The 20239-nt window shown below is 61.1% G+C and carries 18 protein-coding genes and 2 pseudogenes; 4 read left to right on the forward strand and 16 right to left on the reverse strand.

What is annotated here, in order from left to right; translation table 11 throughout:
* Positions 1-687: 687 nt before the first annotated feature.
* The 7 genes from ACVWY5_RS23875 to ACVWY5_RS23905 form a co-directional block, all read right to left on the reverse strand.
* On the reverse strand, positions 688-1920 hold the full coding sequence (locus ACVWY5_RS23875) for an ABC transporter substrate-binding protein (RefSeq protein WP_038378021.1): 1233 nt from the start codon (positions 1918-1920) through the stop codon (positions 688-690).
* Between the two features lie 96 nt (positions 1921-2016).
* Positions 2017-2505: a flavin reductase family protein gene (locus ACVWY5_RS23880; protein WP_028337742.1), complete on the reverse strand. Its 489-nt coding sequence runs from the start codon at positions 2503-2505 to the stop codon at positions 2017-2019.
* Positions 2493-3284 (reverse strand): creatininase family protein, encoded by a 792-nt coding sequence (locus ACVWY5_RS23885; RefSeq protein ID WP_028337743.1) that lies wholly within the window; start codon positions 3282-3284, stop codon positions 2493-2495. Before ACVWY5_RS23885 ends, ACVWY5_RS23880 begins: the two co-directional genes overlap by 13 nt.
* A gap of 14 nt (positions 3285-3298) precedes the next feature.
* Positions 3299-5194, reverse strand: a complete 1896-nt coding sequence (locus ACVWY5_RS23890; protein ID WP_038378024.1) for an AMP-dependent synthetase/ligase — start codon at positions 5192-5194, stop codon at positions 3299-3301.
* A gap of 2 nt (positions 5195-5196) precedes the next feature.
* Positions 5197-6066, reverse strand: a complete 870-nt coding sequence (locus ACVWY5_RS23895; protein ID WP_028337745.1) for an enoyl-CoA hydratase/isomerase family protein — start codon at positions 6064-6066, stop codon at positions 5197-5199.
* A gap of 167 nt (positions 6067-6233) precedes the next feature.
* Positions 6234-7022, reverse strand: coding sequence for an enoyl-CoA hydratase/isomerase family protein (locus ACVWY5_RS23900; protein WP_028337746.1), 789 nt, complete (start codon positions 7020-7022; stop codon positions 6234-6236).
* A 33-nt stretch (positions 7023-7055) separates the two neighbouring features.
* On the reverse strand, positions 7056-8252 hold the full coding sequence (locus tag ACVWY5_RS23905; RefSeq protein ID WP_028337747.1) for an LLM class flavin-dependent oxidoreductase: 1197 nt from the start codon (positions 8250-8252) through the stop codon (positions 7056-7058).
* Between the two features lie 330 nt (positions 8253-8582).
* On the opposite strand from ACVWY5_RS23905, the gene ACVWY5_RS23910 reads away from it, so the two are divergent.
* The 4 genes from ACVWY5_RS23910 (at position 8583) to ACVWY5_RS23925 (ending at position 11944) form a co-directional block, all read left to right on the forward strand.
* Positions 8583-9182 (forward strand): TetR/AcrR family transcriptional regulator, encoded by a 600-nt coding sequence (locus ACVWY5_RS23910; protein WP_018272733.1) that lies wholly within the window; start codon positions 8583-8585, stop codon positions 9180-9182.
* Between the two features lie 293 nt (positions 9183-9475).
* Positions 9476-10204, forward strand: coding sequence for a LuxR family transcriptional regulator (locus ACVWY5_RS23915; protein ID WP_080667322.1), 729 nt, complete (start codon positions 9476-9478; stop codon positions 10202-10204).
* Between the two features lie 85 nt (positions 10205-10289).
* Complete coding sequence (locus tag ACVWY5_RS23920; protein WP_028337748.1) at positions 10290-10922, forward strand: acyl-homoserine-lactone synthase; 633 nt, start codon at positions 10290-10292, stop codon at positions 10920-10922.
* Positions 10923-10984: 62 nt separating this feature from the next.
* On the forward strand, positions 10985-11944 hold the full coding sequence (locus tag ACVWY5_RS23925) for a LysR family transcriptional regulator (RefSeq protein WP_028337749.1): 960 nt from the start codon (positions 10985-10987) through the stop codon (positions 11942-11944).
* On the opposite strand, the gene ACVWY5_RS23930 is transcribed toward ACVWY5_RS23925, so the two are convergent.
* The 9 genes and pseudogenes from ACVWY5_RS23930 to ACVWY5_RS23970 all read right to left on the reverse strand — a co-directional run bounded on the left by ACVWY5_RS23930 (position 11911) and on the right by ACVWY5_RS23970 (position 20211).
* The gene (locus tag ACVWY5_RS23930; RefSeq protein ID WP_080667323.1) at positions 11911-12156 is read right to left on the reverse strand and encodes a DUF2274 domain-containing protein; all 246 of its coding nucleotides are present in this window, start codon (positions 12154-12156) and stop codon (positions 11911-11913) included. The genes ACVWY5_RS23925 and ACVWY5_RS23930 overlap by 34 nt on opposite strands.
* 4 nt (positions 12157-12160) lie before the next feature.
* Positions 12161-12661: pseudogene (locus tag ACVWY5_RS23935) on the reverse strand (TrbI/VirB10 family protein); the annotation flags it as partial.
* Positions 12657-14600: pseudogene (gene trbE, locus ACVWY5_RS23940) on the reverse strand (conjugal transfer protein TrbE); the annotation flags it as partial. The pseudogenes trbE and ACVWY5_RS23935, both read right to left, overlap by 5 nt.
* 10 nt (positions 14601-14610) lie before the next feature.
* Positions 14611-14874, reverse strand: coding sequence for a VirB3 family type IV secretion system protein (locus ACVWY5_RS23945; protein WP_431014824.1), 264 nt, complete (start codon positions 14872-14874; stop codon positions 14611-14613).
* Positions 14874-15200, reverse strand: a complete 327-nt coding sequence (locus ACVWY5_RS23950; protein ID WP_411780833.1) for a TrbC/VirB2 family protein — start codon at positions 15198-15200, stop codon at positions 14874-14876. The genes ACVWY5_RS23945 and ACVWY5_RS23950 overlap by 1 nt, the downstream gene beginning before the upstream one ends.
* 1 nt (position 15201) lies before the next feature.
* Complete coding sequence (trbB, locus tag ACVWY5_RS23955) at positions 15202-16116, reverse strand: P-type conjugative transfer ATPase TrbB (protein ID WP_411780851.1); 915 nt, start codon at positions 16114-16116, stop codon at positions 15202-15204.
* Positions 16117-16335: 219 nt separating this feature from the next.
* On the reverse strand, positions 16336-17655 hold the full coding sequence (locus ACVWY5_RS23960) for an MFS transporter (RefSeq protein ID WP_431014825.1): 1320 nt from the start codon (positions 17653-17655) through the stop codon (positions 16336-16338).
* Positions 17656-17790: 135 nt separating this feature from the next.
* Positions 17791-18216: a ribbon-helix-helix domain-containing protein gene (locus ACVWY5_RS23965; protein WP_370986088.1), complete on the reverse strand. Its 426-nt coding sequence runs from the start codon at positions 18214-18216 to the stop codon at positions 17791-17793.
* A 6-nt stretch (positions 18217-18222) separates the two neighbouring features.
* Positions 18223-20211 (reverse strand): conjugal transfer protein TraG, encoded by a 1989-nt coding sequence (locus ACVWY5_RS23970; protein WP_431014826.1) that lies wholly within the window; start codon positions 20209-20211, stop codon positions 18223-18225.
* Between the last annotated feature and the right edge of the window lie 28 nt (positions 20212-20239).

Raw genomic sequence — 20239 nt, forward strand, 5'->3', positions numbered from 1 at the left:
TCCTTTTGTTTCTAAGCTCGGTTTATCGGGCCGAATGCGCGCTACGCCTTTACGAGCATCGTCAGCATCCCAGTTTGCAACAGCCGGCTGGACCGATTCCCGGATACCGGGCGCGAGCTAAGGTCGGTCGGCCGATCGACTTGGCTTCTGGAACGGTGCTTCATGGCATGGCCGAATCCGCCACGACGTGAGTCCGCTGGGCCCGACGCAAACCGGGCTGACAGTTCCGCAGTTTCTCGACCCTTGCGAAGTTGCGCGAGGTCGGACCTTGCTCGTATCACCTTGACGCTTGATCTACTATGATTCCGCCACGATTAACGGTGTCATCCCACGTCTAACGGCCCGCGGCCTGATCACGAGTTACCAAGAGCCACTGGATCAGCGACGACGGGAAATCGACCTGACCGAGAAAGGTCGGCGAATAGCCAATGCCGCGATCGAGACCGTCGGAGAGATTTCCAGTAAGACATATTCCCCGCTAAGCCAGCAAGAGTTTTGAATGCTTGCGGAGATACTGAACAAGGTCATCCTTCGGTGAGAGACAAGAGAGGCTTGACGGTACGATAAGCTATCGTATGCGCACATCCGCTTAAGAAAAAGGGCCCGGCGATAGTCGGCCGGGCCAGGGGAGGAGCGGAAGACAACGTCTGCGGCCGACAGGCCGTCGATCGGATAAGAGTTCAGCAACTAACCCGCCGGACCGGCATCCTCAAGGATCGGGCCGAACAGATCCCAGCGCTCGCCGTTGAAGCGCATCATCTGCAACCGTTTGTGGAGGCGGTAGTCGGTCGGCGAGGTGTTGATCTTGATCCCAGGCAGCGCGAGGTCGCCTACGACATCCTTGAGCGAGGCCGCCTGCTTCATGACGTTGTCGCGCGTCAGGTCGTCGCCGCACTGCCGTAGTACGTGGACCAGAAGCTGGGCCGCGCCGTAACCATAGGTGTTGAAGTTCGAGCTCTTATCCCCGTCCGGATAATACTTCTCCATGAAGGTGAGATAGCGCTTGACGCCCGGATCGTCCTTCCATTGAGGATCGAGCGGCTCCTTGCCGTAGTTGGTGCTGATGAGATCCTTGGCGTTTTCAAGCCCAGCCGGTTTCAGGACGCTGCCGACCGAGCTAGCCTTCATATCGACGATCTGCACCGGATGCCACCCGATCTCGGCGGTCTTCTTGATCGCCTGCGCCGCCTGCTTCGGGGTTGCGGCGATGAAGAACAGGTCGGCGCCGGCATCCCTGATCCTGAGGACTTGCGAATCGACGATCGGATCGGTCACTTCGTAGGCAGCTTCCGCGACCACCATCTTGGCGGCCATGTCTCCGAGCCCCGCCTTGATGCCGCTCAGATAGTCTCTGCCGAAATCGTCATTCTGATAGAGCACGCCGATCTTCGCGTTCGGATGCTCATTCAGGATATACTGGCCGTAGATGCGCCCCTCGACAAAGTTGTTTGGATCATAGCCCATAGTCCATGGATAGTTCTTCGGATCGGAGAACCTCAAGGCGCTTGCGGCCGCGAACAGCTGCGGCACTTTCTTGGAATTGAGATATTTCTGCACTGCTGCGTTTGAAGGCGTACCGACGATCTGGAACGTCAACAGCACCTCGTCGCTCTCGATGAGCTTGCGCACCTGCTCCACCGCCTTCGGCGGCGAATAGGCGTCGTCATACTGGATCAAGCTGATCTTGCGGCCGTTGATGCCGCCCTGATCGTTGATCATCTTGAAATAGGCAGCCTCTGTCTTGCCTATCGACGAGTAAGCCGATGCCGGTCCCGAGAACGGCACGGTCTGGCCGACCTTGATCTCCCTATCGCTGGCGCCAGGGTCGTATTTTTTCTGGGCATTGGCCGATGAAACCGAAAGCGCAACGGTCAGCACCGTTCCGGTAGCCAGACGCAAAAGCCTATTCCTCGTTCCCATTTATTTCCCCTTGCGCTTCTTCATGTGATGTCTCCTCCAGTGCATTCAAAAGACGAGATGATCGTCAGAAAGCGCTGACTGCCCTGGCTCGGTACGCTACGCGAGCCTTCCGAACTCGCTACGGTGGAAGATGAGGGGCTGCCTGCGGCTATGGACGACGACGGCATGGAGTCGGAGCAGCACGATGACGTGATCGCCCGCTTCCAACTCTTCGCGGACAGTGCAGTCATACTGGGCAATCCCCTCGGCGAGCATCACCGCACCGCTGTCGGTGATCTCGAAGGCGACGCCGCTGAATCGCTCCTGCGCCGGCCCCGCGAGTTGGCGGCACAATGCGCCGTGGTCCTCGGCGAGCACGGTGACTCCGAGGTGCTCGGCCCGGCGCAGCTCGGGCCACGTGGCCGAGCCTTTCGCGACGGCGAACGACACCAGCGGGGGTTCGAGAGAGATCGAGGTGAACGAGGAGGCCGCGAGACCCACCAGCCGCTCGTCGACCTGCGCCGCCACGGCCACCACGCCCGTCGGGAACGCGCCGAAGGCGTCGCGCAGCATCCTGTTGTCCATCTGCTCGCTCATGGATGACATGCGGCTCGCGCTCCCTGTGCAGTGGCATACGCGACGACGAGGTCGGTCACGGCGTCCAAGGCGGCGTCGCCGATCGCCTTCGAACTCCCGGCAGGGTCGCCGAGGACACCATTGGGCGAGACCGCATCGATGCCCTCGACGAACGCCCGACGCAGGAATTCCTCGTCGACCGTGCCCAAGTACCCCGCAGCCGCCCGGTCGGTCCGAACCCTCTCGGGGTGCAGGACGAGCATCACGGAGGTCTCCGCCACGTCTGCATGACCACCAACATGACTACCCAGGCCAGCGGCCGACTGCGCGGACGTCCGCCACGCGTCGAGGATCGCGGCACCGTCTCGATAGACGATGACCTGAAGCGCCGGAGCGAGCGCCGCGGCCAGCCGCGGTTCGAAGTCGCGCATGATCGGGTAATTGCCGATGTGCCCGGAGAAGAGGACGACGCGGGCGAACCCGTGCGCAGCCAGGCTGCTGCAGTAGTCCAGGCAGATCGCCTCCAGCGTCGAGGGACGCACCGAAAGCGAGCCGCAGAAGCCGAGATGGTGGGGCGAGTATCCAACCCTGACGGTTGGCAGGACCAGTGCAGCACCAAGCTTGCGGGCGATGCGGAGCGCCAGCGCATCGGCGTGATCGCTGTCCATTGATAACGGAAGATGGGGTCCATGCTGCTCTATCGCGCCCAGCGGAAGGATCGCTGTGCGGGCACCGGCCGCGACCGCCTCGGCGATCTCGGCGCTGGTCAGGTATTCGATCCGCAGCTCACGCGGTTGCTCGGAACGCATCACGTCTCGCTCCTTTAACCCTGGAGCCGCGCCTGGTCAGCGAACTCGTTGTGCTCCGCTGAGTCGTACATCTCGTCCACAAGTGCACTGAACGAGGTGAGCACCGCAGCCCGACGGATCGTGCCCTTGGCAGTAAGCTCTCCCGCTCCAGGCGAGAGCGCACGTGGCGCGATACGGAAGTCCTTGAGCTGAAGGGGACGCGCAAGCTCGGCGTTGAGATCCTCAATCTGCTTTCGCAAGCCCTCGTGCAGCGCGCCCCGGTCGAGCTTGCTGCCATTCTCAGTCGGCCAGATGAGGACGGTGAGGTATTTCCGGCCGTCGCCGACGACCACGGCTTCCTCGATAAGAGAGCTGGCCTTGAGGCGCACTTCGGTAGGCTGCGGATTGATGGTCTTGCCGCCACTGGTGACGATGATGTCCTTGGCCCGTCCGATAAGCTTGACCTCGCCGGAGGCGTCGATCTCGACGAGGTCGCCGGTGCGGTACCACTCCCCGTCCATCACGTCCGCGGTCGCCTCCGGGTTGTTCCAGTAGCCGCGGAACAGCAGGGGCCCCTTCACCAGCAATTCGCCCTCGCTACTGACCTTGATCCCAAATCGCGGGTTGGGCATGGCCTTGCCTACGGTCCCAGGGGGTGGGAAGGCGCGGTCCCACTGCGCGAGGACCCAGCCGCACGTCTCGGTCGTGCCATACATCTCGCGCAAGTCCACGCCCCAGAGCTGCCACAAGGCATGCACTTCAGGCGTCATCGCTCCCGACGCAGTCCAAGCGACGTTGACCCGGTCCACACCCAACTTTGCGCGTAGCGGCAGAAACACCTTTTCCTGGGCTTGGTCGTGGCGTGCTTGCAGCTCGGCAGGCACGTCTTCGCCGCGGCGACGCGCGGCCGCAACCTCGCGCGCCACGACCATCGCGTCCTCATAGGACTTCTGGAAAGATGCCGGCGCTCCTTTGATCGCGGCCAGCGCCACGCTGAGCAGCTTCTCGTGCAGCCGCGGCGGCCAGACGATTCCCGTAGGACGTACGCCGCGGAGGACATCCGAGAGTTGGTCGAGGCGGCAGAAGGTCACCACCGCGCGGGTCATGATCGGCACGTAGACGCCGGACATGGCCGGAGAAACATGGGACAGGCCCAGGAAGCTGAGCGAGTCCCGGCGCGTGGCAACTAACTCCGGGTTGAGCACGGCCGAGCCGAGGACGGAGTACTGCAGGGTGCGGTGGGTGTGGATGACCCCTTTGGGTGCTCCGGTGGAGCCGGAGGTGTAGAATAAGGCTGCCGGCTGATCGATGTCCCCGCCGAGGAGGCGTTCGTCGAACAGCGTCGGGTTGGCCGCGTCATGGGCTCGACCGGTCTCGCGCAATTCGGCCCACGTCCTGCTGACGATTGTTTCGGGCAGCTCCGACTGGGAGCCATCGAAGCTGATCACGGCTCGCAGCGTGGAAAGCTCTGGCGCCACTGCGGCGACCTTCGCGACCTCGTTGTCATCAGCGACAACGATGGCGACGGCTTCGCTGTGCCCGACCAGTTGCCTCACTTCAGCAGCGGAACTCATGGGGTAGACGCCGACCGGGATCGCTCCGGCCGAGAGGATGCCAAGCGCCGCAATCACCCACTCGCCCCGGCCCGGCGCCATGATGGCGACTCTGTCCCCGGGCGCGACGCCGAGGGCAGCCAGTCCGAGCGCAACCTCGCGTACGGCCCAGGCGTACTGCGCCCACGTGGTCGGGATCGCGCGTGTGCCGTCCCACTGGCAAAATGCGACCTCATCGGGTTCAACCTCAGCTCGGTCCTGCACCATCTGGGCGAAAGTTCGCTCGACGGCCTGGAAGTTGGCGACGCCGATGTCGGTGACGCCGCTCAGGACTGGCACCTGCCGTGCGCCGGCAGTGTGGACGGAATTGGTGGCCATGGTCATCGCTCCGAACCGTGCAGACCTAGCGGCCTGGATGTGGTGAGGTTTGGGGCTGGCGCCCCTTCGTCTGAAGGCTGCGACGACGCCCGCGCCTGTCTCCATCCTTCGCGGAGGCCTCGGGCCACGGGGTCGTTGAACCACGAGGTGGCCTTGGCCAGCGTCAGCTCGGCCTGACGTTGATCAACGACGTCGTCGTAGTCGTTTACGGCCTGCTTAAGCGCCGCATAGAGAACAGGTGCTCGGCGGCCGGCCTCTCGGGCCCGGTCAAGCGCCTCCGCCACCAGTCGCGCAGGCTCGACAATCGCGTCGACGAGGCCCCACCGTGCCGCCTGCTCGGCGTCAACGAGCTCACCGTTCAGCAGCAGGTCACGTGCGCGCCGCATCCCGATCAACCGGATGAGGCGCTGGATTCCCTTATCCGCGGGCAGAAGGCCGTGTCTGATCTCGGGGAATCCGAACCGGGCGTGAGGCGTCGCGAGTACCACATCCGCGAAGAGCGCGTACTCCACGCCGCCGCCGACACAGTCGCCATTAATGGCGGCGATCACCGGCGCCGGGTATCGCTCCATCGAGACAAGAAGGTTATGGAAACCCTGCATTCGGTCTTCGACCGGGTCCGCGGTGGCTCCGTCAGCTTCCTTGATGTCACCGCCGGCGCAGAAGAACCGCGTCCCGGCACCGGTGATCACTATCGGCGCCGGGTCGCTCTGGCCACGATCCCGGAACAGCGCCGTCATAGCGAGCAACAGCGTGCGGCTCAGGGCGTTCGCCGGAGGCCTGTCGAGCGTCGCGACCACGACGCCGTCGTAGTCCGCCGTCCATAGCCCGGCAGCCAGATCGTTTTCGTGCCGTGCGGATAGAGCCGTCATCGGATTTCTCTCGTGTCTGATTGCCTCGGCGGGTGGCGGAGCCACCCTCGCCGTGAGTCGAGGGAAGGCGCGGCGACCGCTTCTCGCTGAACGCCTGCCAAACTTCGATTTAGCGGGGTATCGTGATGCACCGGAGCCGGGCACCGCTGCATCGCAGCCGGCTCACGTCAGCTTTTGCCTTCCGCGAAGCGCTTGCGTTTCTCCCGAAACGCCGCGACGGCTTCTTTGCGATCGGGACTCTTGAAGGTCAGCGCCTCGAGCGCCATCGCGGTGTCGAGATTGAGATGCACCTGCTCCTTGAGCAGCTTGTTGACGCTGTATTTTGTCCAGACGATCGCGTTTCGGGGACCGCTCGCGAGCAGTTCGGCGTATCCGATCGCATGATTGAGAACAGTACCTTCCGGCACGACCTTGTTGATCATCCCTGCAGCCGCCGCGTCTTCCGCCGAAATGAAGTCACCTGTCATCAAGAAATGCTTGGCCCGCGCCGGACCCAGAAGAAGCGGCCAGATGACAGCGCCCCCATCTCCGGCGACAACGCCGGCCGTAACATGCGTATCGGCGAAACGGGCGCTCGGCTGGGCGAAGATGACGTCGCAAAACAGGGCGAGCGTGGCGCCCAACCCGACCGCCACGCCGTTCACGGCAGCGATCACGGGGGACTCGACTTCGAGGATGTTCCTGATGAGATGCCGGCCCGAGCGCGTGGGCGATATCGGATGCCCGCCGGTATCAAGCGCGTTCTGATCGCCCCCTGAACAGAACCCGCGACCAGCGCCGGTGAGCACAATGGCCTTCACCGCGGGGTCGTTATCAACGTCTACGAACACCTCCTCCAGCGCGGTATGCATGGGCCAATTGATGGCATTGAGGATTTCAGGCCGGTTCATGGTTATTACGGCCACACCGCTCGGACGCATCTCTACGAGCAAGCCTTCATATTTTTTGTCTTTCATTTCAGTCTCCAGTTTTTCAGATAGGCGGCAGGCCTAAGCCGCAGGATTGCGGACGGCGCCATCGACTGTCCCGGCGGCCGCCCTGGCGTTCTCGAAAGCCTCACGCTCGGCATAGTGAGCGGGGCGGGCGGCGCGGATGTCTGCAAGGATCGCATCGGACTTGCGCACGACGGACCGAGGGTTTTTGAATCTCGGGATGACGTACTTGCCGAACAGCTCGATCGACTTCATCAGCTCCTTGTGCGGCATGCCGTCGATGCGCAGCGCGAGCGCGTCGATGCCCATGTCGACGTACCGCTGGACCTGCTTGGCGCAGGTCTCGACGTCACCGACGATGAAGCTCCCCGACTCGTCGAACAAATAGCGCTCGTTCTTGAAGTCGATATCCTTGATCTTGCCGAGCGATCCGTAGTCGGCGGACAGCTTCGACAGCCGCTCATAGGCGTCGATGGACAAGGCGACGCTATGGGCTAGCGTTGTCGCCCACTGCTCGGCCTCCTCGTTTGTATCCGCGCAATGCATTCCGCCGGATATCACTGCCACCTTCTGCGCCTGCACGGGGTATGCGTGCTCGGCGCTCGCAAGCTCCTTGTCATAGAGCTCGGCCGACCTCTGCACCGACGCGAATCCGCTATACCCGCCACCCATCATGGCGCCGATGCCCATGCGCGCCGCGGCGGTGACCGATTGCGGGCTCGAGGTCGCCATCATGATCGGCGGATAGGGCAGCGTCACGTGCTTGGGCGTCAGGCTGCGCGGCGGAATCTTGTAGTGCTCGCCGACAAAAGAGAAGATGTCGTTCGATAGGGCCCGGCGAATAACCTCAATGCCCTCCATCTGCTGCGCCTTGGTCTCCTCGGGGTCGACCTCGAAGGCGCGCAGCGCGAGGGTGGTGTTGCCGCGGCCAACGGCAAGCCCGACGCGGCCGTTCGACAGGATATCCTCGGTCGCCAGTCGCTCCGCGACGCGCAGCGCGTGATTGATCTTCTTGGGAAGCGGCGTGATCAGGTGGATGAACTGGATCCGACTGGTTAGCGCCATCATGTACGGGTAGATCACCTCGGGAGCGGAGGTCGAGGCCGTGCCGATCGCGAAATGCTGTTCGGAGCACCCGAACGCGTCGAATCCGACTCTCTCCGCCAGAATTACTTCGTCGATGAGCTCGCGATAGCGGTGCGCGTGGGTGTGTCCCGGCTGGGTCTCCCCCTCACTGAAGAAGATGAACCGCATGCGTTGTGCCTCCTTCGGGACCACAATGTTAATTCGCACTAACTTTATGGCCGGCAATCACGTCCTGTCAACAACCTTTCGGCGCCGACCATCTAGAACCGTTCTTTGCGATATTTGCTCTGTTACCGATATAATGGCCGATAAGCGCGCAATGGAAATATTCACGCCCCTCGCCTTAGTGATCTGGCGGCGGCCTAGAAAGTGAATATAGATTTACATGAGGATAAAATGAGATGTTCACATGATCCGTTCATTGAGCTCGGGACAGACGATGCTGGCGCGCAGGATGACGCGGTGCTTCGCGCCCGCCACGTGGTACGGTGCGCCTCAATGAATATTCAGCCATTACCGATCAAGCGGGCATACAGCAGCGGGCGGCGCGAGCAGTTGATCGCGGTCGCTGCTGAGCTCTTCCTGCAGCACTCATATGACGCGGTCACAGTTGAAATGATCGCTGCGCGCGCCGGCATCACTGGTCCTGGATTGTATCGTCACTTCCAGAACAAGCAGGCAGTCCTGATCGCGGTTCTGGAGGAACCGACGCAGATCGTGCACGAGGTTGCGAAACGGATCGCGGAGACGACGAAGGACCCAAAGGCCGCCATGATAGCGATGGTCGAGTCGCACATCCGGCTGATCCTTAAAGGACCACCAAGCACGCTGATCTTCACCAAGAACGAGCACGCTCTTCCCGAACACGACCACAGACGGATCCGGCGCGAGATGGCGTTGTACGCCGAAGAGTGGATTTCCGTGATAATCCCGCTGCGGCCCGACCTGTCCGAACCCGAGGCACGACTGCTGACCCAGGCCGTGTTCTCCATGCTCAACACGGCTGCGACGCTTAGGAAGGGCCTCGACGAGGAGTCGATCTTCTCCACTATGCGGCAGGCCGCGCTGCACGCGCTGCTCGGCCGCGGCGACCTCTGATCTACACCTGTTCTGCCGGCGCAAACCCTATCGATCAGGCGGTCCTCGCGGCCGCAGAAACCCACGCACTAGCCATGGCTTCACATGGGAGATCGCACTGTGATTGGCGCGTCCCGCGCGGGCCAGGTTTTGCCTAATTTCCTTCGTCGCTAGCTACGGAGGCGTGTGCTGCTTGGCGTTAGCAGGCTTTTCTTTAGGTCCGGCGGGCCAGGCGTGCTCAAGCGTAACACCGCGACGACGCTACGGTGAGCCGCCTACAAGGCTTCTGCGCATACCGGTCTAAGGGAAAGCATATGCATAGTGTCTTCCAAGAATTCATTGATGCAATAGTAGGCGCCGAAGATGCCGAAGGCTTCTCCAACGCGCTGGCGAAAACAGCATCAGCTTTGGACCTATCGTGTTTCGCTTATCTCTCTCTCCAGAGCGAAGAAAACAGGAAGCCCCGACTCATCTCAACATATCCAACGCGATGGACGACCCATTATCTAGACAAGAAGTATCAAGTCATCGATCCGGTCATTAGAGAAGCCCTTCAGAGCCCGGAGCCCTTTCGATGGGGAATCGATTTTCGATCACGAACAAATTCAAAAGAGCAACTGCGACTATTCGACGAAGCCGCGCAATTCGGAATTCGGTTTGGCTTCACGGTCCCCATTCACGATGGGCATGGGCCAATCTCCGCATTGACTTTCGCTACTGACGAGAGCCGGCCGCAGTTCGATAAATGCATTGATTCGTACACGCATGTCCTTCAACTCATGGCGATGTATTTTCATGCTCACGTTCGTCGCAAGCTCGGAAGCGAACGCGGTCTCGACGGAATTCGACTGTCGCGCCGCGAAGTAGAATGTTTGGAGTGGGCGGCTCGAGGAAAGAGCTCTTGGGAGATCGGCTGCATTCTCGGTATCTCGCGCAACACAGTTGCGTATTACTTAGAGAATGCGAAGGAAAAGCTCGGCGTTCGCACAATCACGCAGGCGGTGACGCACTTGGCGGCTGCAAATAGAAAAAAGCAAAATTAGGGTGCCCTCCCCCTACAACTACAGGTGATGATTTGAGGCGATAATCGCGCTTCAAAGAAGGCTATTCATCACTTCTGGAGGGATTATGATCCAGTTGATCACACCACCTTCGTACGGAGAGCTTTCCGACACCCTCGTTGAGATGCATCGGTTGCGGCATCGTATCTTCAAACTGCGCATGGCATGGGAAGTTGAGACCAGCGGCGACATGGAGATCGACGAATTCGACGCGCTGCATCCTGACTATCTAATCCAGGTGGATGAAAACGGCCAAGTGCAAGGTTCCGTACGCCTGCTCCCCACGCTTGGCCCGACCATGCTTCGCGACACCTTTCCCGCGCTTCTCGAAGGTCAACCCGCGCCGTCAACTTCGCTAATATGGGAAAGCAGCAGGTTCGCTATCGACATTGCAGCCGACGCCCCCAAAGGAAATCACGGCATAACTCGCGCCGCATACGAGCTGTTTGCCGGAATGGTCGAGTTCGGGCTCTCACGACAACTCACTGATATCGTTACTGTCACAGATATCCGGATGGAGCGAATCCTTCGACGGGTCGGTTGGCCGCTGCGACGCATTGGCAATCCGGCCACAATCGGCAACACCGTGGCCTTGGCGGGTTACCTCGCGATTTCGAGCGAAGTTCTCCGGAATCTCCGTAAGGCCGGAGGTCTTTCGACACCGACTCTCTGGACGCCAGTAATCTTCGCTGCCGCCTAAGATAGAAGTCCTCGCCTGGATTGGGGACTTCCTGTCTTGTGGTTTGTTACCGAGCTTCGAAAATGACAGAAACCGGGATCCGACACGATCGGCGGAACACAGCGAGCGCGATTGACCTGCAACAGCTTCGATACGCTGTGGTTGCCAGCGACCACGGGAGCTTTCGACGAGCCGCTGATGTCCTTTCGATCAAGCACACTGTCCTGAGCCGATCCATCGGTCAGCTTGAATATCTGGTTGGGACTTCACTATTCGAGCGCTCCAGCGGAGGAATCAAGCCCACTATCGCTGGCCAAGCGGTTTTGCGAATTGCGCGGCTGATCCTGGAACAGGTCGACATACTCGTTGAAACCGGTAGGTCTGGTGGTCGCGGCGATACCGGCCATCTTGTTATTGGCTTCTACACGTCCGTGTCTACCGGCAATTTGCGAGCGACGATAGGTGAATTTAAGAAGCGGCTCCCGCAGATCGAATTGGCAACGATGGAACGTTCTCGCTTTCATCTGATGACCGCGCTGCGTAACGGGACCGTCGACGTCGTCGTTAGCCCTGGACTTCTGGCTTCAACGGACGTCAAATCACTACTGCTGTGGAGCGAGCGTATCTTGATCTCGTTGCCTCAGGATCACTGCCTAGCGGCGTGCGAGACCATCTATTGGGCAGATTTGCGTAACGAAAAGATACTTCTAAGCAAGATTGATCCTGGACGAGAGCTCGAGGATCTCCTGATTTCGAAGCTCGCCTCACCTGACGACCGGCCCGCAGTAGAGCGCCACGACGTAAGCCGCGGCATTATCAAAAATCTGACGAGTATGGGCATGGGGGTCAGTCTGGTGATGGAATCGGATATCGGCGCAAATTTCGCTGGGCTTGTGTACCGGGAATTGCACGACGGGACGGGACCTAGCCGGGTGGACTTCTTTGCGCATTGGCGCGATGACAATGAAAATCCGGCTCTAAACCGTTTCCTCAATCTGTTGGCAGAGCGCTATGCCTCGCTTCCCTCGGCTCTCGAGAGGTGACCGGCTCGTCTCGCCTTTGCAAATCCGCGGTCCGTAGCCATAAAGCGCGCCAGCATCGGTGCGATCAGTTTCGCCGGATCGATGCGCTGCCCGCTTTCGCTTGCCAAGGCCTCTGCATAGGCAACGAGATCCCGATGTACTGATGCCGGTAGTTCAGTGGCGACTTTGACCGGCTTGTCGTCGAGCAGTGCTGCTATTTTAAGCTTGGGCATGCCGTTACCCTCCGTACGGCACAAGTATGAGGTCACGATTGACGAGAACGCGAACTGGAAAGCCAGATCGCACGGTTAGAGTGGGTTGGATGTTGAGACTGCGCCGAACCACCTGTTGTCCGGTTTGATTCAGCGAATCGGAGGCGCCGTGCCGCAGTGCCTGGATGATGGCGCTGTCGTTGCTATTGGTGTCCGAGCCGGCCCCTAGCTCGGTACCGACCGCCAGAAACGTCGATAGTACCGCTGCCTTGAAGAGTTCGCCCCAGTGATTGTCGACCTGGTCTTCGAGGCCTGCATATCCTGCGGAGTCAGCGCCGGGTGGTCGCTCGAGAACGATTGAACGTCCATTCGGCATGATCAGCCGGGTCCAGACCAACAGAACGCGGGACTGGCCGAACGTGACCTGACTATCATACATGCCGATTAGACGCGCTCCCTGAGGCACAAGCAGAAAACGGCCAGTCGGCGTATCAAAAACATTCTCGGTGACCTGCGCGGTTACCTTCATCGACAATCAGGAGCGTCGGCCGGCCGTCGAGACGATCCCCAATGCGATGGAACAGATAGGCCAACACGGCCGGGGCCGCGCTCGTTCCGATCAGCCCTTCGGTCTCAAACGCCTGGACCGAGGCCTCGCCAAGGCGTTCGAATTCGGCATCAAGCAGGCGCCCGGAGGGACCGCCCAGGCAATAGGGTTGCAGGGCACGTTTCAGGGAATTGGATTGCAGCAGGACCGACAGGCCCGTCAGGGTGCGTTCCTGCATCGGCGCCGAGGCGAGAGACGTTAGAGCCGACCAAAGATGATCCTTGACCTCCGGAGTGATCTCGATTTTTTCCCGCGCCAGGATCGCGCAGATCCATTCCGTCGCCCATCCTCGCTCGGAGGGATCGTCGATCCAGGCCAGGGGTTGCAGGGCGACGGGTTGGTCGCCTCCGTCAGACAACGCACCGCCGAGATCGTGCCAGTCGCCACCCATGGCGAGCGCGGCCGCCCGGATCGAGCCACCAAAATCGAACGCAAAGACCTGAGAGCTCGGGTAACGGCGGAACTGGAGTGCCATCAAGGCCAGCAGCACCGATTTTCCGGCGCCCGTCGGCCCCACCACCAGGGTATGACCGACGTCCCCGACATGGAGCGAGAACCGGAACGGTGTCGATCCCTCGGTCTTCCCAAACAGGAGCGGCGGACCCCTGAAGTGCAGATCCCTCGCCTCGCCGGCCCACACGGCCGACATCGGGATCATGTGGGCGAGGTTGAGCGTCGACACCGGTGGCTGCCGCACGTTGGCGTAGACATGCCCGGGCAAACTGCCGAGCCAGGCTTCGACAGCGTTCACCGTCTCGCTCATGCAGGTGAAATCGCGACCCTGAATGACCTTCTCGACCAGCCGCAGCTTTTCATCGGCTGCACCCGGATCGCCGTCCCACACGGTGACGGTCGCCGTAACAAAGGCTTGTCCGATCTGATCCGAACCGAGTTCCTGTAGGGCGGCATCGGCGTCGATCGCCTTGTTCTGGGCGTCAGTATCGAGCAGCGTCGATGCCTCGTTGGTCATGACCTCCTTGAGAATGGCGCCGATGGATTTTCTCTTGGCGAACCATTGCCGGCGAATCTTGGTCAGCAGCTTGGTGGCATCGGTCTTGTCGAGCATGATCGCCCGGGTCGACCAGCGATACGAGAATGGCAGGCGATTCAGGTCGTCCAGAATTCCCGGCGTTGTCGCGCCGGGAAAGCCGACAATCGTCAGAACCCGGACATTGGCTGAGCCCAGCATCGGCTCGAGCCCGCCCGTGAGCGGCTGGTCGGCCAATAGCGCATCGATGTACATGGGAATTTCGGGCACCCGAACGCGATGACGCTTGGTCGAAATCGTCGAGTGCAGGTAGGTCAGCGTGTCCTGATCATCGAGCCAGGCGCATTCGGGCATGAACCCTTCAACGAGCTGAAGGACGCGATTGGTTTGATCGATGAACCCGCGAAGTACCTCGCGAGCATCTGCACCAGCCGTACGATCGCGACCCTCATAAAGCAGCCGCTCGGCCTTGGCCGCCCCCTCCTCTGGAGGCAAATAGAGGAAGGTCAGGAAAAAGCTGGACTCATAGTGGGCGCCGGCCTCCTCAAATTGAGCTTTGCGTTCGGCATCGACCAGCGCTGACGCGACGTCAGGAAAGGTGTTCGGCGGGTAAGCGCCCGCAAAATGACGCTGCGCCTCAACGAATACGGCCCAGCCTGATCCCAACCGGCGCAAGGCGTTGTTCAGGCGACCCGCGACGGCAACAAGCTCGGCCGGCACTGCGCTGTCGAGGTCGGGCCCCCGGAATTTGGCCGTCCGTTGAAACGAACCGTCCTTATTCAGGATAACCCCCTCGTCGACCAGGGCTGCCCATGGCAAGAAGTCGGCGAGACGCGCGTTCGAATGGCGGTATTCGGCGAGATTCATCATGACTGAGTGCTCAGGCGTTGAGATGGCCGGGAATGCGCAGATGTCGGCGCACCACATCGACGAAGGCGGGATCGCGCTTGGCGGCCCAGACGGCGGCCATGTGGCCGATGAACCAGAGGACAAGACCCGCGATCCAAAGCCGCAATCCAAGTCCAAGGGCCGCGGCAAGCGTGCCGTTGACAATCGCGACCGACCGCGGCGCGCCGCCCACCAGGAGCGGCTCAGTGAGCGCGCGGTGAACGGGCACGACAAAACCTACGACGGGTTCATCCATCAGATCACCACGCCGCCGCCGAAGGAGAAGAACGAAAGGAAGAAGCTCGAGGCCGCGAACGCGATCGACAGACCGAACACGATCTGGATCAGCCTGCGGAAGCCACCCGACGAATCCCCAAACGCGAGCGTGAGCCCAGTCACGACGATAATGATGACGGCAATGATCTTGGCGACTGGCCCCTCCACAGATTGCAGGATCTGATTGAGGGGCTGCTCCCACGGCATGTTCGAGCCGGCCGCCCAGGCCGGCGCCGTCGCCAAAAGCACCACGCCGGACGCGGCCAGCGATGCGGTCTGCCGAAGAACGCGAAATTCCAAACGCATGTCAGTCTCCTGCTGATGAAAGGCTGTAGTCGCCAGCGGCCCCGAGCCCCATGACGAGGGCGAGCTCAGCGAGGCGGCGGTCAGCGCCGCGTCCCGCAAGCACAGCAATGAGGTTGATGGTCTCGGCTATCAGGGCACGCGGAACCGTGATGACAGCTTCCTGGATCAGTTGCTCGAGCCGCCGCAGCGCGCCGAGCCCGCTGCCCGCATGGATGGTCCCGATACCGCCGGGGTGACCGGTCCCCCAAGCCTTAAGCAAGTCGAGCGCTTCGGCACCGCGAACCTCTCCAATCGGGATGCGATCCGGTCGCAGTCGCAGCGAGGAGCGGACAAGATCCGAAAGCGTCGCAACGCCATCTTTGGTCCGCAAGGCTACAAGATTGGGCGCCTTGCACTGAAGTTCGCGTGTATCTTCGATCAGCACGACCCGATCGGTGGTCTTCGCCACCTCCGCCAGCAGCGCATTCGTCAACGTTGTCTTTCCGGTCGATGTTCCACCGGCGACGAGGATGTTCTTACGAGCGGCCACCGCACCCCTAAGGATCTTGGCCTGCTCTAAATTCATGATGCCCTTGGCGACGTAGTCGTCGAGCGTAAACACGGCGACCGCCGGCTTGCGGATGGCAAAGGCAGGCGCAGCGACGACCGGAGGCAGGAGACCTTCGAAGCGCTCGCCGGTCCCGGGCAATTCGGCCGAAACCCGTGGCGCGCCGGCATGCACCTCGGCGCCCACGTGATGCGCTACCAGGCGAACAATGCGCTCGCCATCCGCTGCCGATAGAGTTTCGCCGGTGTCAATCAGGCCACTGGACAACCGGTCGATCCATAGCCGCCCGTCGGGATTGAGCATGACCTCGATGATTGTTTCATCTTCGAGGTAGCCCGCAATCGCCGCGCCAAGTGCGCTACGCAACATTCGCGCACCGCGCGAATTCGCTTCCGATTGAAAGGAATGGATTGCCACCGTCGTCCCCACCGAATGAGGACGTCCAAAGGCGCCCTCAGATGGGATGATTAGAAAAGGCACCAAACGATCTAGAGCAACGAGTGTTTTCGCTGATCGTGGGCTGGCGTAGAAAAAGAAAGACTTAGAACAGGAATTTGAGGCCTGTTGATCGTGCCAGTTCGCTATTGCTCACCACTCGGCACCCTCATCTGTGAACACGGCCGACACCTCATAAAAGACAGTATCGACGGCTTCGGAAACGTTGGCCGGCATGAAGAAAGCAGTTGAACTCATCCACGAAGCGATGGATCGAAGCCAAGGGAGCGTGAACCACGCCAGCGCTGCGATCTGGATTCCCACGTTGACGCCGAACGCGACTTGATAGGCCACAACGGACCTATGGCCGTCCTCCGAGGGCCACTGCTCCAAGACCAGGCCCGTCGCGTACTGGGCCAGAAATGCCCAACCGAAGTGCAGAACGTTCAAGGCGCCATTGGCGCGACCGGCGAGTTCCGGCGGAAAGTAATCCGCTATCACCGCGAAACTGATCACAGTTGCCGTTCCGACAATTGCGACAACGGACCACGACAAGGTGGACGGCAGGGGCGCTCGTAGGATCAAGGCAAGTTGGGCTGCGATAAACAGCACCGTAACCGTCCCTAATATGATCTCTGCTCCGATTCCTCTTCGTCTGATGTAATGGACCACCACACCGAACAACCAGGCGCCGCCGCTAAGGACGATCGACATGATGAAAAGCTGTCTGACGAGACTTGCGCGATCAAACCCCTCCACGTCGGTCAGCCACGGCGATGCCCACAATCCCTGCAGAGACCAGGCCGATCCAACGCAAGTCGCCGACAATGGGGCAATACGCCAAAAGCGCCGATCGCCGAAAACGGCGCTAAGAGTGCCGCCCGCTGTTGATGGGACAATGCCGCGTTCGGGTACCACAACGTAGATAAGAATGGCCGTCGCAGTTGTAGCGACCGCTAGGATCTCGAAGAGTTGCCTCCAGTCCATCCAGGTGAGCAGGTGTTCGGCGGGAGTGGTGGCGGTCACCGCTCCCAGCGACCCCAGCATGATCATGTAGCCGCTTAGCAAAGCTACTCGGTCCCTGGGAAACCAAAGGATGATGGACTTCAGTCCAGCCGTCAGCGCCGCCGCCATGCCGAGTCCGATCATTGCACGCGCGATCAAAAGTGACAGGAAACTGGTCGAGACTGCGAATAGTCCGGCGCCGGTCGCGGCAACCAAAAGCAGTGAACTCTGGACACGACGCGGACCAAAGCGATCCAACAATATGCCCACGGGGATTTGAGCCGCTGCGAAAACGAGGAAGTAGACTGACGTAAGCAAGCCGAGGTCGGCAGTCCCAAGCCCGGCATCCGAACTGAGATGACCGGCGATCAAGGCGTTGATCGTGCGGAACAGATACGAAAGGTAGTATCCAGCGGCAAAGGGAAGAAATACGCGCGCGATTCGACGCCATGTTATTGAGGTCTGCATGCTAGCCCTTACTGCTCTCAGCTCCTTCGAGCCGATAGCGCGACCAGCTTTTTGTCAGTTCGGCTAAATTGCTGCGGTCGCAGGTTCGCGCAGGAAAAAGAAGGAACGGCGCGATGGAATACCTGTAGCCCTCAGTCAGGTTTCGTCGGCCGGTTCCTGACGGCGGATATCTTCCGGAATTTCGCGTAGAAAGCTCTGCCCCTTTTGCAAGCGGCGCCCGAGCGCCTCGACAAATCCCTCAAAGCGCTCCCTGCCCTTTGCCTGCGCCGCCGCCTGCGCATCGTTGGGCAACGGTGGCGTGATCGTCAGCCAAAATCGGATGAAGAGGGCCAAGGTCTCGGCTGTCAAACCGACGTCGCGCTCCAGCCTCTGCATCTGACGCGACAGCCGATCGAGGCGCCGCGTAAACGCCGCCTCCCGCCTGTCCGCCCCGTCCGGCGACAGAAAGGAAGCGACGGCCGCTTCCACGATGGCAGACCGAGAAAGCTTCTTGCGATCGGCGAGTTCCGAGATCTGTTTCAGCAGTTCTGGCGGGAAGTAGACGTTCATCCGGTCGCGCATATCGCCTCAGAGCTCCATACCGTCATTCGGGTCTAAGGCGACTTGACGGGCAACACCGCGCATCTGTTGGCGTATGAGCCGGGACTGACGGACCGCATCCTCGTCATCATCTAGAACGGCAGCAAATTCTTCTGCCGGTGTCGGTTCGGTCGTCTCCTTGGCGATCGCGACGTGATCGGGGAGTTCGGGCTCACGACGGAGTCCGCTGTTCGCCGTGTCCTCCTCGGCCTCCGCAGCTTTGTCAGTTGGACCTGCCGTCGACTTCAGCGGTCCGAGCGCTGACCATCCGTCCGTTCGCTGTGATCGGCTGGCGCTCGCCGGATCGGGCGGCGGCAGAACCCGCTCGGTGAACCGCCGATCCTCGTAGTAGCGGACCTTCTTCGCCCGGATCGGCGGCGTACCCGCCACCATGACAATCTCGTCCATCGGCGGAAGCTGCATGACCTCGCCGGGGGTCAGCAGTGGCCTCGCCGTCTCTTGCCGTGAGACCATCAGGTGCCCCAGCCACGGGTTCAACCTGTGACCGGCGTAGTTCTTCATCGCCCGCATCTCGGTCGCCGTGCCCAACGCGTCGGAAACCCGCTTGGCGGTCCGCTCGTCGTTGGTCGCGAAGCTGACGCGGACGTGACAGTTGTCGAGGATGGCGTTGTTGGGCCCGTAGGCCTTCTCGATCTGATTGAGCGACTGCGCGATCAAGAAACTTTTGATGCCATAGCCCGCCATGAAGGCGAGCGCTGACTCGAAAAAATCAAGCCGCCCGAGTGCCGGGAACTCGTCGAGCATCATCAGGACTCGATGCCGACGGTCTCGGGCGTGCAAGTCTTCGGTCAGCCGTCGACCGATCTGGTTCAGCACCAGGCGGATCAATGGCTTGGTCCGCGAGATATCGGAGGGCGGCACGACGAGGTAGAGCGTCGTCGGGTAGCTATCTGCGATCAGATCAGCGATCCGCCAGTCGCAGCGGCAGGTCACCTGAGCCACGACGGGATCGCGGTAGAGTCCGAGGAACGACATCGCAGTGGACAGGACGCCGGAACGTTCATTCTCCGACTTGTTGAGAAGTTCGCGCGCGGTCGAGGCGACCACGGGATGGGCGCCCTGCCCGCCAAGATGCGCGGTGGTCATCATCGCCTTCAACGTTGCCTCGATCGGCCGCTTCGGGTCGGAAAGGAAAGCAGCGACGCCGGCCAGAGTCTTGTCTGCCTCGGCATAGAGGACGTGGAGGATGGCGCCGACCAGGAGCGAATGACTGGTCTTCTCCCAATGGTTCCGCTTGTCGAGGGAGCCTTCGGGGTCGACCAGGACGTCGGCCACGTTCTGGACGTCGCGAACCTCCCATTCCCCGCGCCGGACTTCGAGGAGTGGATTGTAAGCGGAGGACTTCGGGTTGGTGGGATCGAACAACAGGACACGGCCATGCCGCGAGCGAAAGCCGGCGGTCAGTTGCCAGTTCTCACCTTTGATGTCGTGGACGATGGCCGAGCCAGGCCAAGCCAGCAACGAAGGAACGACGAGGCCGACACCCTTGCCGGACCGGGTGGGTGCAAAACACAATACGTGCTCCGGTCCGTCATGGCGGAGGTAGTGACTATCGAGTTTGCCGAGCACCACACCATCCGGACCGAGAAGTCCGGCCGCTCGAACCTCTTCCGCATCAGCCCAGCGCGCCGAACCATAGGTCTCGATATTCTTGGCTTCACGCGCCCGCCAGACCGACATCCCGATTGCCACCGCGATCGAAACGAAGGTCCCCGACGCCGCGATAAAGGCCCCCTCGACAAAGACGTGAGGCGCATAGGCGTCGTAGACGAACCACCACCAGAAGAAGACTGGCGGGTAATAGATCTTGAAGCCTGACTGTTCGAACCAGGGCCGCCCAAGCTCCGATTGCCAGGCGAGCCGCCAGGCCGTCCACTCGGTTGCGCCCCAGATGGCCAGCAAAACGATCAGGCCGACAACGATCACCTGCCCCCAAAGGATTTTGGTTCCTGACATCCCGAACGCCCTTCCGTAACTGGATTGG

This window comes from Bradyrhizobium sp. USDA 3256 (assembly GCF_054058275.1).